General features: G+C 59.9%; 22 protein-coding genes. 10 read left to right on the top strand and 12 right to left on the bottom strand.

Going from position 1 to position 25517, the window contains the following annotated elements; translation table 11 throughout:
* Positions 1-94: 94 nt before the first annotated feature.
* Both LPQ25_RS14445 and LPQ25_RS14440 read right to left on the bottom strand, forming a co-directional pair.
* The gene (locus LPQ25_RS14445) at positions 95-1213 is read right to left on the bottom strand and encodes an oxidoreductase (protein WP_014907696.1); all 1119 of its coding nucleotides are present in this window, start codon (positions 1211-1213) and stop codon (positions 95-97) included.
* Positions 1176-1919 carry a DeoR/GlpR family DNA-binding transcription regulator gene (locus LPQ25_RS14440; protein WP_014907695.1) on the bottom strand — a complete coding sequence of 248 codons (744 nt, stop codon included), beginning with the start codon at positions 1917-1919 and terminating at the stop codon, positions 1176-1178. Before LPQ25_RS14440 ends, LPQ25_RS14445 begins: the two co-directional genes overlap by 38 nt.
* Before the next feature lie 279 nt (positions 1920-2198).
* Between LPQ25_RS14440 and zntB the strand changes: the two genes are divergently transcribed.
* The 3 genes from zntB (at position 2199) to dbpA (ending at position 5081) form a co-directional block, all read left to right on the top strand.
* Positions 2199-3182, top strand: coding sequence for a zinc transporter ZntB (gene zntB / locus LPQ25_RS14435; RefSeq protein WP_004148192.1), 984 nt, complete (start codon positions 2199-2201; stop codon positions 3180-3182).
* A gap of 316 nt (positions 3183-3498) precedes the next feature.
* On the top strand, positions 3499-3693 hold the full coding sequence (gene ynaL, locus LPQ25_RS27305) for a proline-rich small protein YnaL (protein ID WP_049245346.1): 195 nt from the start codon (positions 3499-3501) through the stop codon (positions 3691-3693).
* Between the two features lie 14 nt (positions 3694-3707).
* Positions 3708-5081, top strand: a complete 1374-nt coding sequence (dbpA, locus tag LPQ25_RS14430) for an ATP-dependent RNA helicase DbpA (RefSeq protein ID WP_014907694.1) — start codon at positions 3708-3710, stop codon at positions 5079-5081.
* Positions 5082-5126: 45 nt separating this feature from the next.
* On the opposite strand, the gene ttcA is transcribed toward dbpA, so the two are convergent.
* From ttcA to nifJ, 5 genes are all read right to left on the bottom strand, one after another.
* Positions 5127-6062, bottom strand: coding sequence for a tRNA 2-thiocytidine(32) synthetase TtcA (ttcA, locus tag LPQ25_RS14425; RefSeq protein ID WP_002902422.1), 936 nt, complete (start codon positions 6060-6062; stop codon positions 5127-5129).
* A 233-nt stretch (positions 6063-6295) separates the two neighbouring features.
* Complete coding sequence (gene uspF / locus LPQ25_RS14420) at positions 6296-6730, bottom strand: universal stress protein UspF (RefSeq protein WP_004140161.1); 435 nt, start codon at positions 6728-6730, stop codon at positions 6296-6298.
* Positions 6731-6811: 81 nt separating this feature from the next.
* A complete protein-coding gene (locus LPQ25_RS14415; protein WP_002902432.1) occupies positions 6812-7024 on the bottom strand; it encodes a KTSC domain-containing protein in 213 nt (70 codons plus the stop codon).
* A 143-nt stretch (positions 7025-7167) separates the two neighbouring features.
* Positions 7168-8292, bottom strand: a complete 1125-nt coding sequence (ompK37, locus tag LPQ25_RS14410) for a porin OmpK37 (protein ID WP_014907693.1) — start codon at positions 8290-8292, stop codon at positions 7168-7170.
* A gap of 356 nt (positions 8293-8648) precedes the next feature.
* Positions 8649-12176 carry a pyruvate:ferredoxin (flavodoxin) oxidoreductase gene (gene nifJ, locus LPQ25_RS14405; protein ID WP_014907692.1) on the bottom strand — a complete coding sequence of 1176 codons (3528 nt, stop codon included), beginning with the start codon at positions 12174-12176 and terminating at the stop codon, positions 8649-8651.
* Between the two features lie 362 nt (positions 12177-12538).
* Between nifJ and LPQ25_RS14400 the strand changes: the two genes are divergently transcribed.
* A complete protein-coding gene (locus LPQ25_RS14400) occupies positions 12539-12802 on the top strand; it encodes a putative hemolysin (RefSeq protein WP_004140155.1) in 264 nt (87 codons plus the stop codon).
* Positions 12803-12847: 45 nt separating this feature from the next.
* On the opposite strand, the gene hslJ is transcribed toward LPQ25_RS14400, so the two are convergent.
* From hslJ to LPQ25_RS14385, 3 genes are all read right to left on the bottom strand, one after another.
* Positions 12848-13288 (bottom strand): heat shock protein HslJ, encoded by a 441-nt coding sequence (gene hslJ / locus LPQ25_RS14395; RefSeq protein WP_002902513.1) that lies wholly within the window; start codon positions 13286-13288, stop codon positions 12848-12850.
* A gap of 122 nt (positions 13289-13410) precedes the next feature.
* Complete coding sequence (locus tag LPQ25_RS14390; RefSeq protein WP_002902515.1) at positions 13411-14400, bottom strand: 2-hydroxyacid dehydrogenase; 990 nt, start codon at positions 14398-14400, stop codon at positions 13411-13413.
* A 147-nt stretch (positions 14401-14547) separates the two neighbouring features.
* Positions 14548-15048, bottom strand: a complete 501-nt coding sequence (locus tag LPQ25_RS14385; protein WP_002902516.1) for a DedA family protein — start codon at positions 15046-15048, stop codon at positions 14548-14550.
* A gap of 206 nt (positions 15049-15254) precedes the next feature.
* Between LPQ25_RS14385 and LPQ25_RS14380 the strand changes: the two genes are divergently transcribed.
* Genes LPQ25_RS14380 through LPQ25_RS14370 form a run of 3 tightly spaced genes read left to right on the top strand, consistent with a single transcriptional unit; the run spans position 15255 to position 18407 of the window.
* Positions 15255-17894, top strand: coding sequence for a YdbH family protein (locus LPQ25_RS14380; protein ID WP_004151589.1), 2640 nt, complete (start codon positions 15255-15257; stop codon positions 17892-17894).
* The gene (locus tag LPQ25_RS14375) at positions 17891-18076 is read left to right on the top strand and encodes a YnbE family lipoprotein (RefSeq protein WP_004140145.1); all 186 of its coding nucleotides are present in this window, start codon (positions 17891-17893) and stop codon (positions 18074-18076) included. The genes LPQ25_RS14380 and LPQ25_RS14375 overlap by 4 nt, the downstream gene beginning before the upstream one ends.
* A 7-nt stretch (positions 18077-18083) precedes the next feature.
* On the top strand, positions 18084-18407 hold the full coding sequence (locus LPQ25_RS14370) for a YdbL family probable chaperone protein (protein ID WP_002902522.1): 324 nt from the start codon (positions 18084-18086) through the stop codon (positions 18405-18407).
* Here LPQ25_RS14370 and feaR read toward each other — a convergent pair whose 3' ends face one another.
* Complete coding sequence (gene feaR / locus LPQ25_RS14365; protein WP_014907691.1) at positions 18408-19310, bottom strand: transcriptional regulator FeaR; 903 nt, start codon at positions 19308-19310, stop codon at positions 18408-18410.
* Between the two features lie 235 nt (positions 19311-19545).
* On the opposite strand from feaR, the gene LPQ25_RS14360 reads away from it, so the two are divergent.
* The 3 genes from LPQ25_RS14360 (at position 19546) to LPQ25_RS14350 (ending at position 23087) form a co-directional block, all read left to right on the top strand.
* On the top strand, positions 19546-21045 hold the full coding sequence (locus tag LPQ25_RS14360; protein WP_014907690.1) for an aldehyde dehydrogenase family protein: 1500 nt from the start codon (positions 19546-19548) through the stop codon (positions 21043-21045).
* A gap of 124 nt (positions 21046-21169) precedes the next feature.
* Positions 21170-22060 carry an oxidoreductase gene (locus LPQ25_RS14355; protein WP_004183840.1) on the top strand — a complete coding sequence of 297 codons (891 nt, stop codon included), beginning with the start codon at positions 21170-21172 and terminating at the stop codon, positions 22058-22060.
* 43 nt (positions 22061-22103) lie between these two features.
* A complete protein-coding gene (locus LPQ25_RS14350) occupies positions 22104-23087 on the top strand; it encodes a zinc-dependent alcohol dehydrogenase family protein (protein ID WP_004173216.1) in 984 nt (327 codons plus the stop codon).
* 2 nt (positions 23088-23089) lie between these two features.
* Here the strand turns inward: LPQ25_RS14350 and tynA are convergent, their stop codons facing one another.
* Positions 23090-25357, bottom strand: coding sequence for a primary-amine oxidase (tynA, locus tag LPQ25_RS14345; protein WP_004190410.1), 2268 nt, complete (start codon positions 25355-25357; stop codon positions 23090-23092).
* Positions 25358-25517 lie beyond the last annotated feature (160 nt).

The following is a 25517-nucleotide window of genomic DNA, read 5'->3' as shown; positions in this document are numbered from 1 at the left end:
ATGTTAATCTGCGGATAGATAGTGATTTTTTCTAAGGTGGCGCAAAAGTAGCGGTTACCTGCGGGCCGCGCAGGTAACCGGAGAACAGGGCGGATTAGCGCAGCGTGTTGCGCTCGTCGTCGGACAGGTCCAGGGTCTGCACCATACCACTTTCAGCAGAGCGCACCGCCGCTTCCAGAACGGCCATCACCGCCAGCGCTTCCACCGGCGGCACCGGATTGGCGATCTGGCCCTTCAGCGCATCGCGGATCAGCATATAGTACTGGCGCTGATCGCCCTGCGGGGTAGCCTGCGCGTGGGCCTGCAGCGAGGCATCATAGATAACCAGCGGGTCGTCATCCTGGCCCCAGCCGGCGCTGCCCGGTACCACGCCCGCCAGCAGCTGGCTCTCCTGTTGGTCGGCCCGCGCTTTGATAACGCTACCTTTATCGCCGTGCACGGTGAAGCGCGACGAGCCGCCCGCGACCAGCATGCTGCAGTGCAGGATCACTTTATGCGCCGGGTAGTTTAATACCACATGCGCCCAGTCGTTGATCTCCGCGCCGTCGCGCAGGGTGGCTATGTTACCTTGCACCGACTGCGGCAAACCAAATAGCTGCAGCGCCTGGTCGATCAGGTGCGGCCCCAGGTCGAACCACAAGCCGCTGCCCGGGACGTTCTGCTCGCGCCAGCGGACGCGGACTTCCGGGCGGAAGCGGTCGAAATGCGACTCGAAGTGTTTCACCGCGCCGAGGGTGCCTTGCTCAATCACCTGACGGATCCCGAGATAGTCGCTGTCCCAGCGGCGGTTATGGAAGACGGAGAGCAGACGCTGTTTCTCCTCCGCCAGGGCGATCAGCTCCCGGGCCTCCTGCATATCGAGGGTAAAGGGCTTATCCACCACCACATGTTTGCCGGCGTTCAGCGCCAGGCGGGCCAGCGGGGCGTGCGTGGCGTTAGGGGAGGCGATGACCACCAGGTCAACGTCCGGATGCTGGACCGCTGCTTCCGGGGAGGCGATCACCGTGACGTCCGGCAGGTCGCGTTTGACCTTCTCTTCATCGCGGGAAGCGACGAACGCCAGGTTCAGCCCCGGCACCGAACGGATAAGCGGCGCGTGGAAGGTCTTACCGACGAATCCGTAGCCAATCAGGGCGATATTTATCGTGTTGTTACTCATCAGGTTCTCCACGTTGTTAAGCGTCAGCAATATGTACAGAGAGGACGGGATCATCCCCCAGCTCAGCCCAGGGACGATCAAGAAAAAGATGGTGAATGTCGCTGAGCCCGGCCACCCGCCACGGTTCGCAGCGGTTGAGTTTGGTATGGTCCGCCACCAGCCAGTGCTCGGCGCTGGCGGCCAGCATGGCGCGTTTAACGTCGGCATCAGCTTCCTGGCTGGCGCTCAGCCCCAGCCCGGCATGGAGCGCGCAGGCACCGAGAATGGCGATATCGGCCCGGTAGCGGGTGACCAGCGACAGGGTGGCGCTGCCGGCGAACAGCCGTTGTTTACTATCCCACTGGCCGCCAAGCAGGATCAGCTGGATATCGGCACGGTCGCTGAACAGCTGAGCGATATCCAGAGAAGCCGTGATCACGGTCAACGGCCCTTTCAGCTGGGCTGCCACCGCCAGCAGCGTGCTTCCGGCGTCGAGAAACAGCGTCGAGCCAGAGGGAATGCGCGCGGCGACCTGCTGACCCAGGCGCTGCTTGGTCTGGGTGAGAAGAGCGTTTCTGCCCTGGCGCGTCATGGCCGGGACGTTAAGGGCGATGGCCCCGCCGTGGCTTTTCTGCAGCACGCCCTGTTGTTCCAGGTCGCTCAGATCGCGGCGAATGGTATCGGCCGACACCTGCAACTCTGCAACCAGTTCGCTGATGCTCAGCTGACCGGTTTCGCTAAGCCTGTCGAGAATATGTTTTTGCCTGGCGAGCTTATGCATGGCCATTGACTCCGCAAATTAACGCAATAAACAGCATAATACAGCAAGAAGTTGCAAAATAAACGGCAAAACGTCGCTCTGTATGTGTTGAATCGTGAAGAACTTGATTTCACTAAGTTTTAACGTTAAATGAGGGGAGCGCCGCGACCGGGGGCGAAAGCGCTTTTCAATGAAGCGACTAGGCCTGTATTTCCGGGTCATTAAAAGCAAGAATGCGCGCTTTCGCGTACCTTATAGAGAAGGCGCGTAATTTAGCAGATATGGATTAACGGAGGTTGAGTGGACGCGATTAAAGGCTCGGAGTTGCAGATACCGGACGCGATCTTCGCGTGGGTGCTCGACGGGCAGGGGGGCGTTAAGCCGCTCGCCGATGACGATATTATCGACAAAGACAAGCCTTGCTGGCTGCATCTCAACTATACCCATAGCGACAGCGCCGACTGGCTGGCGGCCACCCCGTTGCTGCCCAATAACGTACGCGATGCCCTGGCGGGGGAGAGCACCCGGCCGCGGGTGACGCGGATCGGTGACGGGGCGCTGATCACCCTGCGCTGTATCAACGGCAGTACCGATGAGCGGCCCGACCAGCTGGTGGCGATGCGCCTGTATATGGATGAGCGGCTGATCGTCTCCACTCGTCAGCGCAAAGTGCTGGCGCTGGACGATGTGCTGGGCGACCTGAAGGAAGGTAATGGCCCGACGGACGGCGGCAGCTGGTTGGTGGAGGTCTGCGATGCGTTGACCGATCATGCCAGCGAGTTTATCGAACAACTGCACGATCGCATTATCGACCTGGAAGACGACCTGCTCGATCAGCAGGTGCCGCCGCGCGGATTTCTCGCGCTGCTGCGTAAGCAGCTGATTGTGATGCGCCGCTATATGGCGCCGCAGCGCGACGTTTATGCCCGGCTGGCCAGCGAGCGGCTGCCGTGGATGAGTGACGATCAGCGGCGGCGAATGCAGGATATCGCCGAGCGGCTGGGGCGCGGTCTGGATGAGATCGACAGCTGTATCGCGCGGACGGCGATCATGAGCGACGAGATCGCCCAGATTATGCAGGAGTCGCTGGCGCGGCGGACCTATACCATGTCATTGATGGCGATGGTGTTTCTACCCAGCACCTTTTTAACCGGCCTGTTCGGCGTCAACCTCGGCGGGATCCCTGGCAACAGCTGGCATCTGGGGTTTAGCCTTTTCTGCTTGATGTTAGTCGTTGTCATCGGTGGTGTTGCGTGGTGGTTACATCGCAGTAAATGGCTGTAAAGAATCGCCTTTTAGCGGCTGTAGTGCCGGGAAAACCCGGCAATGTTTGAGCGAAATCAATAAACCATCTACCCATTCAGGGCAATATCTCTCTCGCAGGTGAATGCAACGTCAAGCGATGGGCGTTGCGCTCCATATTGTCTTACTTCCTTTTTTGAATTACTGCATAGCACAATTGATTCGTACGACGCCGGCTTTGTTGAGTCGGCTTTTTTTTTGCGCTCTCCGGACCAGCTTCTACCCTTACTAAGACACCCGACGGTTTCTGGCCGTTGACGCCTGCGGGTACGCCCGTATCACTCTCCGGGAGGCCTCTATGTATTACGCTTCAGAGCTGACAGCCCAGTCTATCCCTATCTCGCCCGAGCCGAACGATCCGGCTCCTTTACCCGATCCACGACCGCGTCCGCAGCCCCAGCCCGATCCGCCGCCTGACGAAGAGCCGATTAAATTGTCGCATCAGGCGCGGAGATCTGCGAGGATACGCGCCTGCAGATTGTCTGCCTTTTAATACGAGAATACATTGTGACCGCTTTTTCTACCCTGACTGTTTTACCTGCCGCCCAATTAGCCAACCTTAACGAGCTGGGTTATCTGTCGATGACCCCGGTTCAGGCCGCCGCCCTGCCGGCGATCCTCGGGAGGAAAGATGTGCGCGTGCAGGCAAAAACCGGCAGCGGAAAAACGGCCGCATTTGGGCTGGGTCTGCTGCAGCATATCGATCCGGCGCGCTTCGAGACCCAGTCGCTGGTGTTGTGCACGACCCGCGAGCTGGCCGATCAGGTCGCCGGCGAGCTGCGCCGCCTGGCGCGCTGCCTGCCGAACATCAAGATTCTGATGCTCTGCGGCGGGCAGCCCTTTGGCGCCCAGCGAGATTCCCTGCAGCATGCCCCGCATATTATCGTCGCCACCCCGGGCCGTCTGCTCGATCATCTGCAGAAGGGAACGGTCTCCCTTGACGCGCTGCAGACCCTGGTGATGGACGAAGCGGACCGCATGCTCGATATGGGCTTTAGCGATGCCATTGATGAGGTGATCCGCTTCGCACCGGCTGACCGGCAGACGCTGCTGTTTTCTGCTACCTGGCCGGCGGCAATCGCGGCGATCAGCGGCCGGGTGCAGCGCAATCCGCAGACCATTGAGATCGACACTGTCGACGCGCTCCCGGCGATTGAACAGCAGTTCTTTGAGGTTTCCCGCCACGGTAAGATTGCCCTGCTGCAGCGCCTGCTCAGCCAGCATCAGCCCGCATCCTGCGTGGTGTTCTGCAATACCAAACGCGATTGCCAGGCGGTCTGCGATGCGCTCAACGCCGCCGGGCAGAGCGCCTTGTCGCTGCATGGTGACCTTGAGCAGCGCGATCGCGATCAGACGCTGGTGCGCTTCGCTAACGGCAGCGTCCGGGTTCTGGTGGCGACCGACGTCGCTGCCCGCGGTCTGGACATCAAATCCCTGGCGCTGGTGGTGAATTTCGAGCTGGCCTGGGATCCGGAGGTGCATGTTCACCGCATCGGCCGTACCGCCCGCGCCGGTGAACAAGGGCTGGCCATCAGCTTCTGTGCGCCGGAAGAGGCGCAGCGCGCCACTATTCTGGCCGACATGCTGCAGCTTTCCCTGAACTGGCTGCCGGCGCCGACGGGCAACACCATCGCGCCGCTGACGGCGGAGATGGCGACGCTGTGTATCGACGGCGGGAAAAAGGCGAAAATGCGCCCGGGAGATGTGCTGGGAGCCCTGACCGGGGATATGGGCTTTGATGGTGCCGATATCGGCAAAATTACCGTCCACCCGGCCCACGTCTATGTGGCGATCCGCCAGAATATGGCGCAGAAGGCGTATAAGCAGTTACAAAATGGCAAGATCAAAGGTAAATCCTGCCGCGTACGACTGCTGAAGTAAGGGCAGGAGAGTGCGTCTCAGGCGGCTGCCTGAGACGCGTGAGGGTTATTTCACTTCCACTACGTTCAGACGCAGCTCATCGAGACGGGCGTCTTCTTCTTCCGGCTGCCAGCCGGCGGGCTGCAGGGGAATATCTTCCCGGTCAAACGCCAGATCGCCACCATCCACCACCTCTGAGCCGTGGGTGATGCCTTTAAAATCAAACAGATTGACGTCGCTCAGGTGCGAAGGCACCACGTTCTGCATCGCGCTGAACATGGTTTCAATGCGCCCAGGATAACGCTTGTCCCAGTCGCGGAGCATATCGGCGATCACCTGGCGCTGCAGGTTTGGCTGCGAACCGCACAGGTTGCACGGAATAATCGGGAAGCCTTTGGCCTGGGAGAAGCGCTCGATGTCCTTTTCCCGGCAGTAGGCCAGCGGGCGGATGACGATGTGTTTGCCGTCGTCGCTCATCAGCTTCGGCGGCATCCCTTTCATTTTGCCGCCGTAGAACATATTCAAAAACAGCGTCTGCAGGATATCGTCGCGATGATGGCCGAGGGCGATCTTGGTCGCCCCAAGCTCGGTGGCGGTACGATAGAGGATGCCGCGACGCAGGCGAGAGCACAGCGAGCAGGTGGTTTTTCCTTCCGGGATCTTCTCTTTGACGATGCCGTAGGTGTTCTCTTCGACAATCTTGTATTCAACCCCCAGCTGCTCCAGATACGCCGGCAGAATATGCTCCGGGAACCCTGGCTGCTTCTGATCGAGGTTCACCGCCACCAGCGAGAAGGAGATGGGCGCGCTTTTCTGCAGATTGCGCAGGATCTCCAGCATGGTATAGCTGTCCTTGCCGCCTGAAAGACAAACCATAATGCGGTCGCCCTCTTCAATCATATTGAAGTCGGCAATCGCCTCACCGACGTTGCGGCGCAGACGTTTCTGCAGCTTATCGATGTTGTACTTTTCTTTTTTACTGATTTCTTGGTTTTGCAGCATGTAATAGTGGCTCAATTCATAGTGTGGCATCAGAAGAGCACGCATTCTGCCAGCCGCTGAACAACGTGGCGCTGGCGCGTAGCAATTATTGAGGTTTGACAGGCAACCGTGGCGTGTATGGTACGGATTCAGGGGCGGAATGTCAGCATCTTTCCGGCACTTTCGGCAGCGAGCATCCAGGCGGGGGCGGCTGATGCGGAAATAAAAAGCCCGCCGGGCGGCGGGCTGCGGCGTTAGCGGACCACCAGTACCGAGCACTCGGCGTGACGAACCACCGCGGCGGCGTTGGAGCCCAGCAGATAAGTTGTGATATCCGGCCGGTGCGAAGCGATGATCACCAGGTCGGCTGGCAGCGACTTGGCCAGCGCAAGGATTTTATCTTTTGGCGATCCTTCCGCGACGTGAAAATGCATCCGGTCTTCCGGGATGGAGAACTGCTTCGCGATCTCTTTCAATTGCGTTTCAGAACCCTCACGCAGCTCGTCCATGCCGGGAAGCTCAGCGGTATAGGCCATTCCCAGTGAGGCATAATAGGGCAGAGAAGGGATCACGGTGAGGAAATGCACCTCGGCGTCGTCAATCCGCGCTTCCGATTCAACGTGACTGATAATGCGTTCAGTAAATTCTTTATCAGAGATATCGATAGGGACAAGAATCATTCTGCTCATAAAACCTCCTGTTTTAGTATCCCTTCATATTGTACGGTATTAGGGCACGTTTTGTATCATGACCGCAGTCACACTTTGACATTAACGTAGCTTGCGTTCGGGAAATTTTCCTTTGATCACCCCATCATAATACCGGCCTTTTGACACCACCTGTAAAAAATCATGAAAAATACGCGGTGGGACCCCGGTATATTGTAATGGCGGCTGGTGATAGAAATAGATTTCCAGTGTGGCGGAGGCGTCATCGTAGGCGACGGAGATAATTCGGGAAGATTTTACCGGATGGTGGTGCATGATGGACGTCCTCGGGCAAGCACTGACAGGCCATGACTATATCATTAAACGGACGGCTATTTTAGTCCGCGAGATATAGCGTTTTGTTTTATCTGCAGCGAGGCGGGAGGGGGAAAGCCCGCCGGAACCGGCGGGCAGGCGCATCAGAACTGGTAAACCAGGCCCAGGGCGACGATGTTATCGGTAGAGATACCGTTGTCTTCGTAGAATTTGTCGTTACCATCCAGCAGGTTGATTTTGTAATCAACATAGGTGGACATATTACGGTTGAAGTAATAGGTCGCGCCAACGTCCATATATTTGACCAGATCTTTATCGGCATAGCGGCCGTTATTGTACAGATCTTTGCCTTTGGACTGCAGGTAGGAGATGGCCGGACGCAGGCCGAAGTCGAACTGATACTGCGCGGTGACTTCGAAGTTTTGCGTTTTATTGGCCACGCCGTCATTGCCGTACGGGGTCATATTGCGGGTTTCAGAGTACATGGCCGCCAGGTAGATATCGTTGGCGTCGTACTTCAGGCCGGCGGTCCATGCTTCCGCTTTATCGCCGCGCGCGTTGGTCTGGGTCATCTGATCGTTAGTACGGTCAGACGAGGTGTAAGCTGCCGCCGCGCTGATGCCCATGCCGAAGTCGTAGGAAGTGGAGAGGCCGAAACCATCGCCATTGTCGAAGCGAACATCGCTGTCGCTGCTGCGGTTATTGGTGCCGACGTTGATATCCTGCGCGTTCTGGCCTTCGTTTTTGCCCTGATACTGCAGGGCGAAGTTCAGACCCTCCACCAGACCGAAGAAATCGCTGTTGCGGTAGGTTGCGACGCCGTTGGCGCGGCCTGCCATAAAGTTATCCGCATAGGTGTAGGAGTCGCCGCCGAACTCCGGCAGCATATCGGTCCAGCCTTCAACGTCGTACAGCACGCCGTAGTTACGACCGTAGTCGAAGGAGCCGTAATCGCCCACTTTGATACCGGCGAATGCCAGACGGGTCCACGCCTGATCGCTGGAGGTCTCGGTGTTGTTGGCCTGAACGTTATATTCCCACTGGCCATAGCCGGTAAGCATATCGTTGATCTGGGTTTCGCCTTTAAAGCCAAAACGTAAATAAGTTTGATCGCCGTCTTTTTTCGAGTCGCTGGAGAAATAATGCAGACCATCTACCTTGCCATAGAGATCTAATTTATTCCCGTCTTTATTATAAATTTCCGCCGCATGCGCGGCACCGGCGGCTAATAAAGCCGGAATAACGAGGGCCAGTACTTTTCTTTTCATGAAGAAATTCCTTTAACTGTTTTTATGTTTTAACTTCCGGGTGGGAAGTGAACTCATGCTAAAGGAGCGGTCTGAGATCCGGTAAGACTCAATTGTTACGATATAAGTAAAATCTAAAATAAATAATACCAATGAAATGGTGATAATTATGCTGAATGCATTTATAGATAATATACAAAATAAAAATTATACATGCCCGGGCTAATCACGTATTATTTGCGCGTTATATGCCTTTATTGTCATGCCAATAATTTATTGTTGCCGTCTCATTCTGCGGAATGATGTTGTTTATCGGTAAAACGACAAGCCCGAACGTTGTGTTCGGGCTTTTTTTATGGACAAAGGTGACGGGGCGGTTAACCTTCGCTTGGCGATTTCTCCGCTTTGCCAGCCAGCTGGGCGAGGAAGTCATAGCGCTTCTGCAGATCGGCGGCGGCGTCTTTCCACAGTTGCTCCGCCACTTCCGGCTGCTGGGCGTTCAGGCGACGGAAGCGTTGCTCATTGAGCAGCGTCTCAGCCAGGGCGTCTGACGGCGGGCGGGAGTCCAGCGCCAGCGGGATCTTGCCTTCTTCCGCCCGACGCGGGTCGAAGCGGTAGAGCGGCCAGAAGCCGGTGGCGGTCAGCTGACGCATCTGGTCGTGGCTGAGCGCCAGATCGTAGCCATGCTCTTCGCAAGGGCTATAGGCGATGATCAGCGATGGCCCCGGATAGGCTTCCGCTTCCTGAATCGCTTTTACCGTCTGGTTCAGCTGCGCGCCCAGCGAAATTTGCGCCACATAAACATGACCGTACATCATCATGCTGACGCCCAGATCTTTACGCGCCTTGCGTTTGCCATGCTCGCCAAACTTAGTCACTGCTCCCAGCGGGGTGGCTTTTGACGCCTGCCCGCCGGTGTTGGAGTAACACTGGGTGTCCAGCACCAGAATATTGACGTTTTCCGTCAGGCTCAGTACATGGTCCAGGCCGCCGAAGCCGATATCGTAAGCCCAGCCGTCGCCGCCGATCAGCCAGACGGATTTCTCCACCAGCGCGTCGGCATCGGTCAGCAGCTCTTCAGCTCCCGCCACGCCGGCCAGCGCCTGACGCAGGGCCGCCACCTGTTCGCGGCGAACTTCCGGCGTCGCCTCGGCGTGCAGCGCCGCGTTCAGCTCTGCCGGCAGCTTGTCGGCGAATTCGCTCAGCAGGCGCAACACGCGCTGGCGATGCTGGTCGACGGTCAAGCGGAAGCCGAGCCCGAATTCGGCGTTATCCTCAAACAGCGAGTTGGCCCACGCCGGGCCGCGGCCGTTGGCGTCGGTAGTGTACGGTGTCGAGGGCAGGTTGCCGCCGTAAATGGAGGAGCAGCCGGTGGCGTTGGCAATCAGCATTCGGTCGCCGTACAGCTGGGTCAGCAGTTTGATATACGGCGTTTCGCCACAGCCCGAGCAGGCGCCGGAGTATTCAAACAGCGGGCTGATCAGCTGTGAGGTGCGAATATCAATGCGCTCCAGTTTGCTGCGGTCGATTTCCGGCAGGTTGAGGAAGTACTCGTAATTGACCTTCTCCTCTTCCACATGCTCCAGGCGGGACATCATATTGATGGCCTTGATCTCCGGGTTCTGGCGGTCTTTCGCCGGACACACTTCGACGCACAGGTTGCAGCCGGTGCAGTCTTCCGGGGCGACCTGCAGAACGTATTTCTGCCCGCGCATATCGCGGGATTTCACATCCAGCGAATGCAGGCTGGCAGGGGCGTTCTCCATCTCTTCCGGGGCGACCACTTTGGCGCGGATCGCCGAGTGCGGGCAGGCGGCGACGCAGTGGTTGCATTGAGTACACAGCGCTTCCTTCCAGATGGGGATCTCTTCGGCGATGTTGCGTTTCTCCCAGCGGGTGGTGCCCATGGGCCAGGTGCCGTCCGGCGGCAGGGCAGAGACCGGCAGCGCATCGCCGAGGCCGGCCAGCATCGCGGCGGTAACCGTTTTGACGAAATCCGGCGCGGCGTCGGAGACCACCGGCGGGCGGTTCGGACTGCTGGCGTTCACCGGCTGGAGCGGTACTTCCGCCAGTGATTCACGGGCCAGGGCCAGCGCCTGCCAGTTGCGCTCCACCAGCTCCTGACCTTTGCTGCTGTAGCTTTTGGCGATGGCTGCCTGCAGTTCCGCCAGCGCGCTATCACCCGGCAGGATCTGGGTTAAATGGAAAAAGGCCATCTGCATCACGGTATTAATGCGCGCCCCGAGGCTGCATTCGCGGGCGATCTTTGCCGCGTTGACCACGTAAAAACGCGCTTTTTTCTGATTCAGGGTGGCCTGGACTTCCTGGGGCAGGCGGGACCAGACCTCATCGGCGCTGTACGGCGTGTTGAGCAGGAAAATGCCGCCGGGCTTCAGCCGCTCGGCCATCTGGTATTTATCGATAAACTGCAGCTGGTGGCAGCCGACGAAATCAGCCTGCGAAATCAGATACGATGAACGAATCGGTTTTTCGCTGACCCGCAGATGCGAGACGGTGAGGCCGCCCGCTTTCTTCGAGTCATAGACAAAATAGCCCTGGGAGAACCATGGGGTCGAGTTGCCGATGATTTTGATGTTGTTTTTGGTGGCTGACACGCTGCCGTCGCTGCCGAGGCCGTAGAACAGGGCCTCGAGCTTGGCCTCTGCCGGCAGGGTATTTTCGCCCAGCGGCAGCGACAGGTTGGTCACGTCATCATAGATCCCGACGGTAAAGCGCGGCTTCGGCTGGGCGGCCTGCAGTTCACTGAATATCGCCAGCACGCATTCCGGACCAAACTCCTTGGAGGAGAGACCGTAGCGGCCGCCGATAGTGCGCGGTAGCGTCTCGCGCTCGCCGCGGTTAAAGGCTTCCGCCAGGGCGGTCATCACGTCGAGGTAAAGCGGTTCGGCAAGCGCGCCGGGTTCTTTGGTGCGATCCAGTACGGCAACCGCGCGGGCGCTTTCCGGCAGCGCCGCCAGCAGGTGGGCGGCGGAGAACGGGCGATAGAGGCGGACTTTTAGCACGCCGACTTTCTCGCCGCGACTCAGCAACTCATCGACCACCTCTTCGCAGGTGCCGATGGCCGAGCCCATAATGAAGATCACGCGCTCTGCCTGCGGGTGGCCGTAAAACTCAAACGGTTTGTACTGACGGCCGGTGGCGGCAGCGAAATCGTCCATCGCTTTCTCGACATGGTCATACACCGCGTCGTACCACGGATTGGTGGCCTCCCGGGACTGGAAGTAAGTGTCGGGGTTGGCCGAGGTTCCGCGGATCACCGGGTGTTCCGGATTGAGCGCGCGCTGGCGATGCTCAGCGATCTTATCCTGCGGCAGCAGGGCGCGAATAGTGTCATCCGCCAGCGGGGCGATTTTGTTGATTTCGTGCGAAGTACGGAAACCATCAAAGAAATGAATAAACGGCACCCGGCTTTGCAGGGTGGCGATATGCGAGATCAGCGCGAAATCCTGCGCTTCCTGGACGCTGCTGGCGCACAGCATGGCGCACCCGGTCTGGCGGACGGCCATGACATCGGAATGGTCGCCGAAGATCGACAACGCATGGGTAGCGACAGTGCGGGCGGCGACGTGCAGCACAAACGGCATCAGCTGGCCGGCCAGTTTGTACAGGGTGGGGATCATCAGCAGCAGGCCCTGCGATGAGGTAAAGGAGGTGGAGAGGGCGCCGGTCTGCAGCGCGCCATGTACGGCGCCAATGGCGCCCGCCTCCGACTGCATTTCGACCACGCGGGGAACATCGCCCCAGACGTTTTTCAGCCCATTGCCGGCCCAGGCGTCAGCCTGTTCCGCCATCGTTGAACTGGGCGTGATCGGGTAGATGGCGATAACTTCACTGGTGCGAAACGCGACGGAAGCGACCGCGCCATTACCATCAATCGTAATCATATGAAGACACCCTTACATTGCGCAAAAGAATGGACGCGTGAAACCGCGACGCGCCCTGTAATTATATAAGGGGTAGTTTAGCAAACCGCTGACCCCGCCATTTTTGCATTTGTGTCCTCAATGCGCCGGGTACCCGTGACCAGATCAATATTTTGCGTGGTTCGCGGAGAAAATGGCTGCCTGCCGGGAGAGGAACCACCTGCGCCGGGCGACATGGCCGAGGCAGATCAAGCTTTAGGCGAAAATTTGCTAGAAAATGTTAATGAGGCGCATAAATACGTACTTCCCCTCTCGACGCCGCCCGCCACGCTGCCTATTATTCTGGGGTTTGCTTTTTTAAGACGTTTCCGAGGGGAGAGAGAATGCGAGCTGCGATGTTAGTAGGATGTGCGGCGCTGTTGCTGTCCGCGTGCAGTAGTGAACCCGTTCAGCAGGCCACGGCGGCGCACGTCACGCCGGGAATGCGGGCGGCGATGAGCGACGCCGGTCAGGCCAACTGCGCCATGATAGGCGGCTCGTTATCGGTGGCTCGTCAGCTCGATGGTTCGGCGATTGGCATGTGCGCGCTGCCGAACGGCAAACGCTGCAGCGAGCAGGCGCTGGCGGGCGGCAGCTGCGGCTACTAACAGCGGCCCCGTCGCGGGGCAGCGTCAGCGGCACCTCAACGCCGGCTAGTGCATCAGGTCGGCGAGCTTATAGACCAGCGTCTGGTCGGCGGTCGCCAGCGTCAACTGGTTTTCCGTCAGATCGACCTGCGCACCCTCGCGCAGCATCTTGTCGATCGTCGCATCCAGGGTATTGAGCTGGGCGTCGTGGCACAGCATCCGGGTCATCGCCAGCGATTTGACCTTCAGCTCGCCGTCCGACACTTTACCTTCCCCGCTAAAGCCGTTGCACATATTGCCGGATACATACATCTTGCCCGTAATAGCCATCTTCTCACCGAAGCTCAGCTCCAGCGGCCGGTCGCTGGCGTTGACCGCCTGGCCGTTGACGCTGGTCAGCACGAAACGATGATGCTGCAGCTGTTCCGCACCGGTGGACACTTTACTGTTATAGACACAGCCGGACAGCAGCATACCTGCCGCCAGAAGCGCCGCAAATTTGTTCATTTTCACTCCAAAACATTCACATAACTAATAAAACCAAGCCAGTGTAACGGTATCGCAGCGGGGATCTGTGGGGATTATCTGAATGTGCTCCCCCCGGGAGAGGAGCACAAAAGGGAAAGGCATTAGACGATGGCGTTCGGACAGGTTTCGCCGTTGGCGACCTGCTGCAGGTTACCCAGAGTGGTCTCCGAAATGCTGATCAGCGCCTCGGCGGTGAGGAACGCCTGGTGGCCGGTAAACAGCACGTTATGGCAGGCGGAGAGGCGGCGGAAGACATCGTCCTGGATCACGTCGTTGGATTTGTCTTCAAAGAACAGATCGCGTTCGTTCTCATAAACGTCCAGCCCAAGCGCGCCAATTTTCTGGTGCTTCAGGGCGTCGATGGCCGCCTGGGAGTCGATCAGGGCGCCGCGGCTGGTGTTGATCACCATCACCCCGTCTTTCATCTGATCGAAGGCTTCGCGATTGAGCAGGTGGTAGTTTTCGTCGGTCAGCGGACAGTGCAGGGAGATCACGTCCGATTCCTTGTACAGCGTGGCGAGGTCAACATATTCTACCCCCAGCTCCAGCGCGGCGGCGCTTGGGTACGGGTCGAACGCCAGCAGGCGCATGCCGAAGCCTTTAAGGATCCGCAACATCGCTACGCCAATTTTCCCGGTGCCGATCACCCCGGCGGTTTTGCCGTACATGGTGAAGCCGGTGAGGCCTTCGAGGGAGAAATTGGCATCACGGGTACGCTGGTAAGCGCGGTGGATGCGGCGGTTGAGCGACATCATCATACCGATCGCATGCTCAGCGACCGCTTCCGGAGAGTAAGCTGGAACGCGCACGACGCGCAGGCCAAGCTCCTTTGCCGCCTCAAGGTCGACGTTGTTAAACCCGGCGCAGCGCAGGGCGATATATTTCACCCCGTGGGCCTTCAGCTCTTCCAGCACCGGGCGGCTGCCGTCGTCATTGACGAAGATACATACCGCTTCGCAACCGTTGGCGGTTTTGGCAGTCTTCGCTGTCAGCAGGAAATCGAAGAATTCCAGTTCAAAGCCGTATGCATCATTAACGTGCTGCAGGTACTTTTTATCGTACTGCTTCGTACTATAAACCGCGATTTTCATAAGACTTTTCTCCAGTGATTATACCGTCACGGTAGCATATTTAAAATAATCGTACAATTATTAAAAAATAGTTTAATGAGAGGGTGCTAATCCTAATTCTAGAGCATATCGCGGACTTGCGGAATCTCTTTGAAAGACAAAGTTTTTTCACCACAAACTGAGGCTGAAAGCGCCGGGGGCGAGCAGCAGAAGCGGCCACAGCAGACCGGAGCTGACGTTAGCCAGCTGAAACGACCACAGCGGCAGACTGCTGGCGCCGCTAACGAAGGGCAGCGTAGCCCTCAGGGGAGAGAGAAAGCGGCTGAAAAAGATAGCCCACGGGCCATAGCGCTGAAAGAAGAGGCGGCTGCGGGCCAGACGCTCGGCGGTCAGCCAGCGTAGATGGGTGAGGCGATGACGGTAGCGAATGCCCAGCCGCCACGATAGCCAGAATCCGCCGATGGCGCCGAGGCTGGCGCTGGACCACATTAACAGGAAATGTCCGAGGCTGGCGGAAGCGAATGTTCCCAGCAGCAGCAGGCCGGAGGTGCCGGGGATTGCCAGCGAGACCAATGCGCAGGATTTAGTGAAGGTAAGCAGAAAAACAATCAGCAATACCCATGGATAGTGGTCCTGTGCGCTCTCTATGAGCGAGATAATTAACGACACCGCCTCTCCCGCAAGCTATTCCCGTCTGGCTGGAGTGTGGCAGGGGCGACTTAAACAACAGTTAAATGATAATGGCCGAACGTCGCGCCGCGAGTCCGGCTGGCAACTATGCTTTAACAGGCCGTAAACTTTCACTCACTGGTCGAACGTGTCACAATGGACGCCTTTCGGCTTTTACTTATGTTGAATCAGGATATTAACTGCCCATGAAGGGTAAATATAAAGCCGCCATCGCGCTGGTGTTAGTTCTGGTGTTATTGCCGCTAACCCTGCTGTTGACGCTAACCCACTGGGTGCCGACGCTGGCGGGCATCTGGCTGCCCGTGGGCACGCGTATCTCTTTGCAGGAGAGCCCGCGCCTGACGCGGTCGGCCCTGCTGATCCCCGATCTGCGTTATCTGGTGGGCGACTGTGAAATCGCCCGGGTGACCGATGCCCGTCTCTCGCGTCCCAGCCGCTGGCGGCTGCATATTGGCCAGTTGGAGATCAACAGCGCCTGCCTGAGCAAACTGCCGGCCAGCGATCCCTCTCCCGGTTCACCGCGCACGCTTGCCGAATGGCAATCGATGTTGCCCTATAGCTGGTTAACCATTGACAATCTGCGGCTGTCGCCGTGGGAGAAATGGCAGGGGCGGCTGGTAATGTCATTAACGCCTGCGCAGCAGGATATCGGCTTTGCCGGGAAGGAACTGAGTCTGCAGGCGCGCCTGCGCGGCCAGGCGCTCACCGTCAGCCAGTTCAGCGCCCGGCTGACTGACGATCAGCCGCCGGTGAAGCTGGTGGGGACCTTCCATCTGCCGCTGGTGCCGGATGGTCTGCCGGTCGACGGCCAGATGCAGGGCACCTTCGAATTCCCGCAGACTGCGGAATGGATCGATGCTGAGCTCGAGTGGCAGCACAATCGCGGCCAGCTGCTGGTCACCCCGCGGGGTGAGGTAGAGCCTATTCTGGACCTGCCGTGGGAGATCACTCCGGAGCGGATCACCATCAGCGACGGCCGCTGGCGCACCCGTTACGAGGCGTATCCGCTGCGCGGGCGGGTGGCGCTGTCGGTGGGTAACTGGCAGCAGGGCACCGAACAGATGATCGTCAGCGGTCGCCTGAATGTTCTCACCGAGGGGCATGCCGGGAAGGGCAATGCGGTACTGAATATTGGTCCGGGCAAGCTGAGCATGGATAACAGCGATCTGCCGCTGCGGCTCACCGGTGAGGCCAAGCTGGGGGAGATGATACTATACGCGGCGCTGCCGGCTCAGCTCAGCGGGCCGCTGATCAGCCCGCAGTTGGCTTTTCACCCCGGTGCGTTGCTGCGTTCGCGCGGGCGGGTGATCGACGCGCTGAATATTGACGAAATCCGCTGGCCGCTGGCCGGGGTAAAGGTCACCCAGCAGGGCGTCGATGGCCGCCTGCAGGCGATCCTTCGCGCCCATGAGCAGCAGATGGGCGACTTTACGCTGCATCTGGACGGTCAGGCGAGCGATTTTCTGCCCGACAGCGGCCGCTGGCAGTGGCGCTACTGGGGCGAGGGACATTTTACCCCGATGCAGGCGCGCTGGGATGTGAAGGGCAGCGGGGAGTGGCGCGACAATGCTATTACCCTGAGCAGCCTCTCCACCGGCTTCGATAAGCTTGAGTACGGCACAATGCGGGTCAGCACCCCGCGTCTAACCCTCGAGCAGCCGATCCGCTGGCTGCGCGATGCTGAGCATCCGCGCTTGACCGGCGCGCTGTCGCTGGACGCCGCCAAAACCACCTTCTCCGGCGGCAGCTATCTCCCGGCCTCAACGCTGAAATTCGCCCTCGACGGTCGGGACCCGACGTGGTTCCAGTTCACCGGCGCCCTGCATGCCGAGGCTATCGGTCCGGTGCGTCTGTCCGGGCGCTGGGATGGCGAACGGCTGCGCGGCCAGGCGTGGTGGCCAAAACAGTCGCTAACGGTGTTCCAGCCGCTGGTGCCGCCGGACTGGAAGATGAACCTGCGCGAAGGCAGTCTCTACGCGCAGGTGGCCTTCTCGGCGGCAGCCGGGCAGGGATTTGAGGCGGGCGGCCATGGCGTCCTGAAGGGCGGCAGCGCCTGGATGCCGGATAACCAGATCAACGGCGTCGACTTCGTCCTGCCGTTCCGCTTCAGCGACGGTCACTGGCAGCTGGGCACCCGCCGCCCGGTCTCCCTGCGCATTGGCGAAATCGTCAACCAGGTCACCGCGCGTAATCTGACGGCGGACCTGCAGGGCACCTGGCCGTGGAGCGAGGCCAATCCGCTGCAGCTCAGCGACGTCAGCGTCGATCTGTTAGGCGGGAAACTGACGCTGCTGCAGCTGCGTATGCCGCAGCGCGACCCGGCGTTGATCCGCCTGCAGCATATCTCCAGCAGCGAACTGACCAGCGCCGTCAAGGTGAAACAGTTCGCCATGTCCGGCGCGGTGAGCGGCGCGCTGCCGCTGTGGCTGGAGAATAATCAATGGATCATCCACGACGGCTGGCTGCGCAATGACGGACCGATGACCCTGCGGCTGGATAAAGACACCGCCGATGCGCTGGTGGCGGATAACGTCTCCGCCGGGGCGGCGATTAACTGGCTGCGCTATATGGAAATCTCCCGCTCGTGGACGCAGATTAACCTCGATAATCTGGGCGTGTTGACGCTTAAGGCCAGCATCAACGGCACCAGCCGGGTGGAAGGGAAAAGCAGTACCGTGCATTTAAACTACGCTCATGAAGAGAATATTTTCGACCTGTGGCGCAGTTTGCGCTTCGGCGACAATTTACAGGCGTGGCTCGAGCAGAATGCTACGCTGCCCGTACGGCGCTGTACGGACGGTAAGACATGTAAGGAACCTAAATGAAGAAGCTGTTACTGGCCATGGTGGCGTCAATGCTGCTCGCCGGCTGTACGCCGCGCATCGAAATCGCGGCGTCGAAAGAGCCCATCACCATCAATATGAATGTCAAAATTGAGCATGAGATCCATATCAAGGTCGATAAGGATGTGGAAAACCTGCTCAAATCCCGCAGCGATTTGTTCTGAGGCGACGATGAGAAAACGACTGTTAACCGCGGCGCTGACGCTGGCTTTACTTAGCGCGCCCGCGCTGGCGTTGACCCTGAGCGAAGCGCGCCAGCAGGGACGAGTGGGGGAGACGCTGAACGGCTATCTCGCGCCGCTGCGTCAGGATAAAGAGACGCTGGCGCTGGTAAAGCAGATTAACGCCGCGCGCAGCGAAAGCTACCAGCAGCTGGCGGATGACAACAATCTGCCGGTGGATGAAGTGGCGAAAATGGCCGGGCAGAAGCTGGTGGCCCGCGCGCAGCCCGGGGAGTACGTCCAGGGATTGAACGGCCAGTGGCTGCGCAAATAATTAGCGACAGCGCTTGCGGTATTGCCCCGGGGTGACGCCAAAGCGCTGCTTAAAGGCGGTGGAGAAATGGCTGTGGTCGCTGAAGCCCCAGCGGTAGCCGATCCCCGCCAGCTTTTCATCGTCATGGACGTTCTGTAACGCCTGGGCACACAGATCCAACCGCCGGTTCTTAATATACTGCGCCACCACCAGCCCCTGGTCGGCAAACAGCCGGTACAGGCTGCGTACCGACATGCCCGTCTCGCTGGCCAGCCACTCCGGACGCAGATGCTCCGACTGAATGGACGCATCGATTAACGCAATAATCTTCTGAAACTGCTTTACCCGCCGGGAAGGGGCAGGATCGCGCTGATGCAGCACCGGGCGCAACAGGCAGGCGATCGCCTCCAGCGCGGCTTCGCTCTCGCTGGCGGAGAGCGTCGTGCCGCCCATGCTTTCCAGCAGCAGTCGCTGGCTGAGCTGGACCATTGGCAGAGATTTGTCCAGCCGGCAGGCGGTAGTGATGTCCCCTGTGGGCGCCACCCGCTGGCGCGGCAGCAGCAGCGAGGCCTGACGCGAAGTCTGCTGCCAGACGATGGAGCATGGGCGGGCGGCGTCGATTAACGTGATATCGCCTGCCGCCAGCGTCACCTGGCGATCGTCCTGTTCGATGATGGCTTCGCCGGCGAGCTGAAACACGGTATAGAACCAGGCGTCGTTATCGCGTTTTATCTCATTGCGCGTGCGGTAGAGATTGACGCCGGCGGCGGTGACGGTACTGACCTTGAGGCTGCCGGCGTAGCGGGCGTCAATCTCGCCGTGGAAACTCTCCTTCAGCGGCCGGGCGGCGAAATGGCCGCAGACCTGATTGATCGTCGCCAGCCAGCGCTGATACGCCAGCCCCCCCTCTGCCGTGGTCATCATTCGCCCTTCTCCTGTAATAACAATGTTTCCGCATTGTTGCATTTGTGTCGCCTCAGGCAAGGGCGCGATGGCGGGTATATGAAAGAACTATTACCCGCGGCACATTTCTGCGAGGGCAGACGACGGAATTGCGGCGACTGTCACAGCGGCGCAAACGAATGTCACAGAGAAAAAAGCGCCAACCGCCAACCAGACATAGACTGAAAGCACTATCCGCGAAGAATAAGGAAAGGGTATGTCCACCTCACAGATAGCGCTGCTTGCCAGCGTCCAGCAGTTTTTAGACCGTCAGCATGGCCTGTATATCGACGGCGCCCCCTGCGCCGCGCAGAGCGAAAACCGGTTAACCGTCTGGGATCCGGCCACCGGGCAGGCGATTGCCACCACCGCCGACGCCAGCCCGGCGGATGTCGACCGGGCGGTGATGTCCGCCTGGCGCGCTTTTGTCGATCGCCGCTGGGTCGGGCGCACCCCGGCTGACCGTGAACGCATCCTGCTGCGTTTTGCCGATCTGGTGGAGCAGCACGGCGAAGAGCTGGCGCAACTGGAAACCCTCGAGCAGGGGAAATCCATTGCCATCTCCCGCGCCTTTGAGGTCGGCTGCACCCTGAACTGGATGCGCTACACCGCGGGGCTGACCACCAAGATCAGCGGCCGGACGCTGGACGTTTCGATCCCGTTCCCGCAAGGGGCGCGTTACCAGGCGTGGACCAAAAAAGAGCCGGTCGGGGTGGTGGCGGGCATCGTCCCGTGGAATTTCCCGCTGATGATCGGCATGTGGAAGGTCATGCCGGCCCTGGCGGCGGGCTGTTCGATCGTCATCAAACCCTCGGAAACCACCCCGCTGACCCTGCTGCGGGTGGCGGAGCTGGCGACCCAGGCGGGCATTCCTGACGGGGTGTTCAACGTGGTCACCGGCAGCGGCGCCGGCTGCGGCGCGGCGCTGACCGCCCATCCGCAGGTGGCGAAGGTTAGCTTTACCGGCTCGACGGCGACCGGGAAACAGATTGCCCGCGTGGCTGCCGACCGCCTGACCCGCGTGACGCTGGAGCTGGGTGGCAAGAATCCGGCGATTGTGCTCAAAGACGCCGACCCCCAGTGGGTTATTGAGGGGCTGATGACCGGAAGCTTCCTCAATCAGGGGCAGGTCTGCGCCGCCAGCTCGCGGATCTACATCGAAGCGCCGCTGTTTGACACCCTGGTCAGCGGCTTCGAGCAGGCGGTGAAATCGCTGCAGGTGGGGCCGGGGATGCAGGAGACGGCGCAGATCAACCCGGTGGTCTCCCGGGCCCACTGCGACAAGGTGGCGGCCTACCTCGAAGAGGCTCGCCAGCAGAAGGCAGAGCTCATCAGCGGCAGCGCCGGACCAGATGCGGGAGGGTACTATATTCCGCCAACGCTGGTGGTAAACCCCGACGCCGGACTGCGTCTCAGCCGTGAGGAGGTTTTTGGCCCGGTGGTGAACCTGGTGCGAGTGGCCGATGGCGAGGAGGCGCTGCGCCTGGCCAACGACAGCGATTTTGGTCTGACCGCCAGCGTCTGGACCCGCGATCTGACCCAGGCCCTGAACTACACCGACCGTCTGCAGGCGGGAACGGTATGGGTCAACAGCCATACCCTGATTGACGCCAACCTGCCTTTCGGCGGCATGAAGCAGTCTGGTACCGGCCGCGATTTCGGCCCTGACTGGCTCGACGGCTGGTGCGAAACCAAATCCGTCTGCGTGCGCTACTAGCCCTCCGTCGGGGAAGGCGAAAGGCTTTTCCCGACGCGCCGCTTGCCGACCTCCGGTCTTTCTCGCTACTGTGGAGGGCAATCTTTGCCTAATCTGGGCGGTGAATCATCAGGAGGTCTTCGGCATGACAGCATTTCCTAAGGTTGCGCTAATTGGTCCCGGCGCCATCGGCACCACGATTGCCGCCGCCCTGTTTGAGAGGGGGAGGGCGCCGATGGTCTGCGGGCGTACCGCCCATTCGGCGCTGGTGCTGCGCACTGACGAGGGTGAGATCGTGGTGCCCGGCCCGGTGCACACCGACCCGATGGCGATAGCCGCCCCCTTCGACCTGGTCTTTGTCGCGGTGAAAACCACCCAGACGGAGGCCATCGCCCCCTGGCTGACGGCCCTGTGTTCCCCTGACACCGTGGTGTGCGTGCTGCAAAACGGCGTTGAGCAGCGCCAGCAGTTTGCCCCCTTGACCGGCGGCGCGACGGTGCTGCCGTCGGTGGTCTGGTTCCCGGCGCAGCGCGATGCCGATGCCTCTGTCTGGCTGCGCGCCACGCCGCGCCTGACGCTGCCGGATCTGCCGGGGGCAGAGCGGGTGCAGCAGGCGCTGGCGGGAACCCGCTGCGCGGTGGACCTGGCGGCTGATTTTACCACCGTGGCCTGGCGCAAACTGTTGCAGAACGCGGTTGCCGGGCTGATGGTGCTGACCGGACGACGCGCCGGGATGTTCGCCCGGGAGGACATCACTGCCCTCGGACTGGCTTATATGCGCGAATGCCTGCAGGTGGCGCGGGCGGAAGGGGCCGCCCTGAGCGACAACGTGCCGGAGGAGATTATCGCCGGCTTTCATCGGGCGCCTGCCGACTTAAGCACCTCGATTATGATCGATCGCCTCAATGGCCGACCGCTGGAGTGGGATATTCGTAACGGCGTGGTGCAGCGTCGCGGGCGTCAGCACGGCATTCCGACGCCGCTCAGCGATATCATCGTGCCGTTGCTGGCGGCGGCCAGCGACGGCCCGGGCTGACCCGGGCTGGCGCGGGTGCGAGCCACTGGAAGCGGGATCTGCTATGATCCCGACTTTCGTTGTCTGGAGCCAGTCGATGTTCAACGACGCCATTGTTTATGACCGCTACGGGCCGCCGGCCGCCGTGCTGACCCTGAAACGCCTGCCGCTGGCGCCGCTGGCGGGCGGACGGGTGCGGGTCAGGATGCGCTTTGCCCCGGTGAATCCTTCGGATCTGATCCCCGTGACCGGCGCCTATCGCCACCGCACCCGACTGCCGGCCGTCGCCGGCTATGAAGGCCTTGGCGAGGTGGTCGCCGCGCCATACGGCAGCCGGCTGGCCGCGGGCCAGCGGGTGCTGCCCCTGCGCGGGGGCGGCACCTGGCAGCGGTTTATCGATCTGGATGAGACCTGGCTGGTGCCGGTGCCGCCGGCAGTTGACGATCTGCTGGCCGCCCGCGGGTATATCAATCCGCTGACGGCGATGCTGATGCTCAAGCGCTGGCCGGTTGCCGGAAAACACCTCGTGCTGACCGCGGCATCGTCCTCCTGCGCCAGTCTGCTGGGGCAGTGGGCGCTGGCGATGGGCGCCCGCTCGGTGAGCGGGATTATTCGCTCGCCGCAGCACCGGGCGCGCCTGGAACAGGCCGGGATCTATCCGATCCTCGATACCGACCGGGCGCTGATGGAGAAGGTCAGCCAGCACAGCGATCTGGTGTTTGACGCGGTGGGCGGCGAACTGGCGAATACGCTGCTGTCGGTGCTGCCCGGGTCGTCGACCCTGATCTCCTATGGGCTGTTATCCGGGCGGCCGCTGACCCAGACGCGCGGTAGCGCGACGGTGCGCAAGTTTCATCTGCGGGAGGCGCTGCCGACACTCAGCGTGGCGGCGTGGCGGGCAGCGTTCGACGAAATCTGGCAGCGCCTGCCGACGACCTCCCAGCCGCCGGCCCAGCGTATAGCGTTGAACGACTGGCGGGCGGCGATTGCCGCCGCCGGCCAGCCGGGAAGAGGCGGTAAGATCCTGCTGGATTTCACCGCCGGTTAAGATTACTTTTTCTTTTCGCCCAGAGTAGGGGTTTCGTCAAAGAAGTTCCACGGCTTGAGCAGCGCGTGCGCCCACTCGGTCGGCATGATCGGCCACTCTTCGGCGCGCGCCACGTGGGTGGTGCCGGTGGTGATCCACACGACGTCATCGTGGTTAGTCAGCGACTCATCATCCTTCGCGTACTGGCCCAGGCCGGTATCGTGGGCGGAACGGTTCGGGTATTTCCCTTCCGGATATCGCTCTGTCGGGTGGTAGCGCGTCACCCACAGCTGTTTATCCATAAAGCTCAGGCGATGATATATCCACTCGTCCGGGGCGAATTTGGCACCGGTCGCCGCCGGGTGCGTGCCGCCGGCGTAAGGGATAATCTGGTATGAGACCGGGTTGCCCATGCGGTTCTCTTTGCTGGTGTTGCTCAGCAGGCGGATAGTGCCCGGGTCGAATTTCTGCGCCGCTTTTTGCTCGCTGTCAATCGTGTACTGATTCACCTGCATAGTACTGGTGCGCGGGCCGCCGGCGGTGTTGGGCTTCACTTCCGGGTCCATCGCCACCAGGGTGTTGTTCTCGCCGTCCACATCGAGGTCGAGGCGGAAGTTATAGATGTGCTGGTGAGTGGTGCCGACAATATTATGGTCGATCAGCGTTCCGTAGCGGGTATCCTCTTTGGCGCTGGGGTCATGCATGGTCTTCGCCAGCACGCCTTTCACCGCTTCAATGCCGGTGGCGCCAGCGTCGATACCGATGGTGCCGTTGTCATGGAACACCCAGTCAAAGATATAGTCGTAGTTGCCGACGGTGCTGATCCAGCGCACCACCAGCTCCCGGCGTTCGGTGCTGACGTTGGGTTTGCCCATTTCCAGGTGCTTATACTCAGGCCCGGCATAGCGTTCGAATATGGCCACCGCGCCTGGAATAGTGGTTGGTTTGCCGGTGTAATCGGCGATAGTTTCGTCCAGCAGTACCGCATTTGACGGCGCATCTTTACCGCGAACAATTGGCGACGTCAGGGTGCCCATGCCGTAATCGCCGGAGTCGAGGTAGGCTTTGAAATACCAGCCGACGTCCGGGTCGCCGTAGGGGACGATCATCCCGCCGAGGGAACCTTCATACATCACCTGGCGTTTTGTGCCGTTATCGTTGTAGGTCACCGTTGACAGAATTGGTCCGACGCGCGAGTTAAGACGCAGGTGGAAATCCCAGTTCTGCCAGTGAATGGTATCGCCGGTAATGGTGTAGTTTTTGCCTTCCGGTTCGGTTATCTCCAGCGGTTTCACCGCCGGGGCGTTGCGGTCGCGACCATCATAAGGACGGGGCTCCATTGGGACCGGGATCACCGGACCTTCTTCGATTTTGATGATTTTCTTCGCTTCAAGGTCGACCACCGCCACCAGGTTTTCAATCGGGTGCGCCCAGTAGTTGCCGTCGCCGGTATCCAGATAACTGACCACCTTCAGCAGACGCGCATCCTGCTGCAGGCCATCTTTGCCATCAAAAAAGCCAACGGTGAGCGGGGTGGTGACCACTTTGCCAGGATCGGTAATACCGTGCTTTTTCAGCACCTCAGCGAATTCGCTGCTGGCATTGATGATGTTCTGCACGCTGACAAAATCATCGAGCAGCACCATCCCGTGGGCGCCTTTGATCGGCGTCCAGGAGAGGATTTTTTTGTTTTGCAGATCGACCACGGCTTCAATGACGTGTTTGCCATCGAGCATCACCACATCGGCAGTGCGGGGAGCATCGACCGGCGTTCCCTGCAGGGCAAAGGCCCATACCGCCGCCTTGTCCGGCTCGTGTAAGGAAATCTCAGTAAAGCGGGTATTCGGCTGAAACTCCGGCGCGGCTTTGACAATGGTCACCGCTTCACTGATTTCCGCCGCCGAGAGCGAGTTTAACGGGTGCGGGCGCTTTTCCACCTGGAAGGTCTGATCGAGACCGGACTGGAAGACATCGTTGATAAAGGTATCGGAAACCCAGGCTTTACCTTCCTTCATTACCACAGGCACCGGTAGGTCAAGGGATTTACCGTTGACGATCGCCGTTTTGGCGCCGGGCTTTACTTTGACGTAAGCGCCGTCTTTTATCAGGGTGAACATTTGCGCGTAGTCATCCCACTGCACATCGGCGCCGAATTCCTGCAGCGTTTTATCCAGCGGTACCATGTGGGCTTCGCTACCGTGAGCGAAGACCGGTGATTGCCAGGCGCAAACCACCGCCACGGCCAGCGCCAGCGCGGTTTTACGAGGAGAAAATTTCAAGCCATTTGCCATTGTGACCTCATCTTATTGTTGTGTTGTCTCTTGCCGCTGCGAATGTCGGCTTTGTCATCCTTAAGCTACCAGCCAGCGGTGCCGGGGCGTTTGTTTGCTTTTGCCAGCTTGTTTGTCAGTTTTGCCAGACGGGCGTAAAAAATGCCTCCGCAGAGGCATT

The sequence above is a fragment of the Klebsiella sp. KPN54798 genome (genome assembly GCF_021184225.1).
Lineage (GTDB): Bacteria > Pseudomonadota > Gammaproteobacteria > Enterobacterales > Enterobacteriaceae > Klebsiella > Klebsiella pneumoniae.
This window is presented reverse-complemented; position numbering and strand designations above follow the sequence as displayed.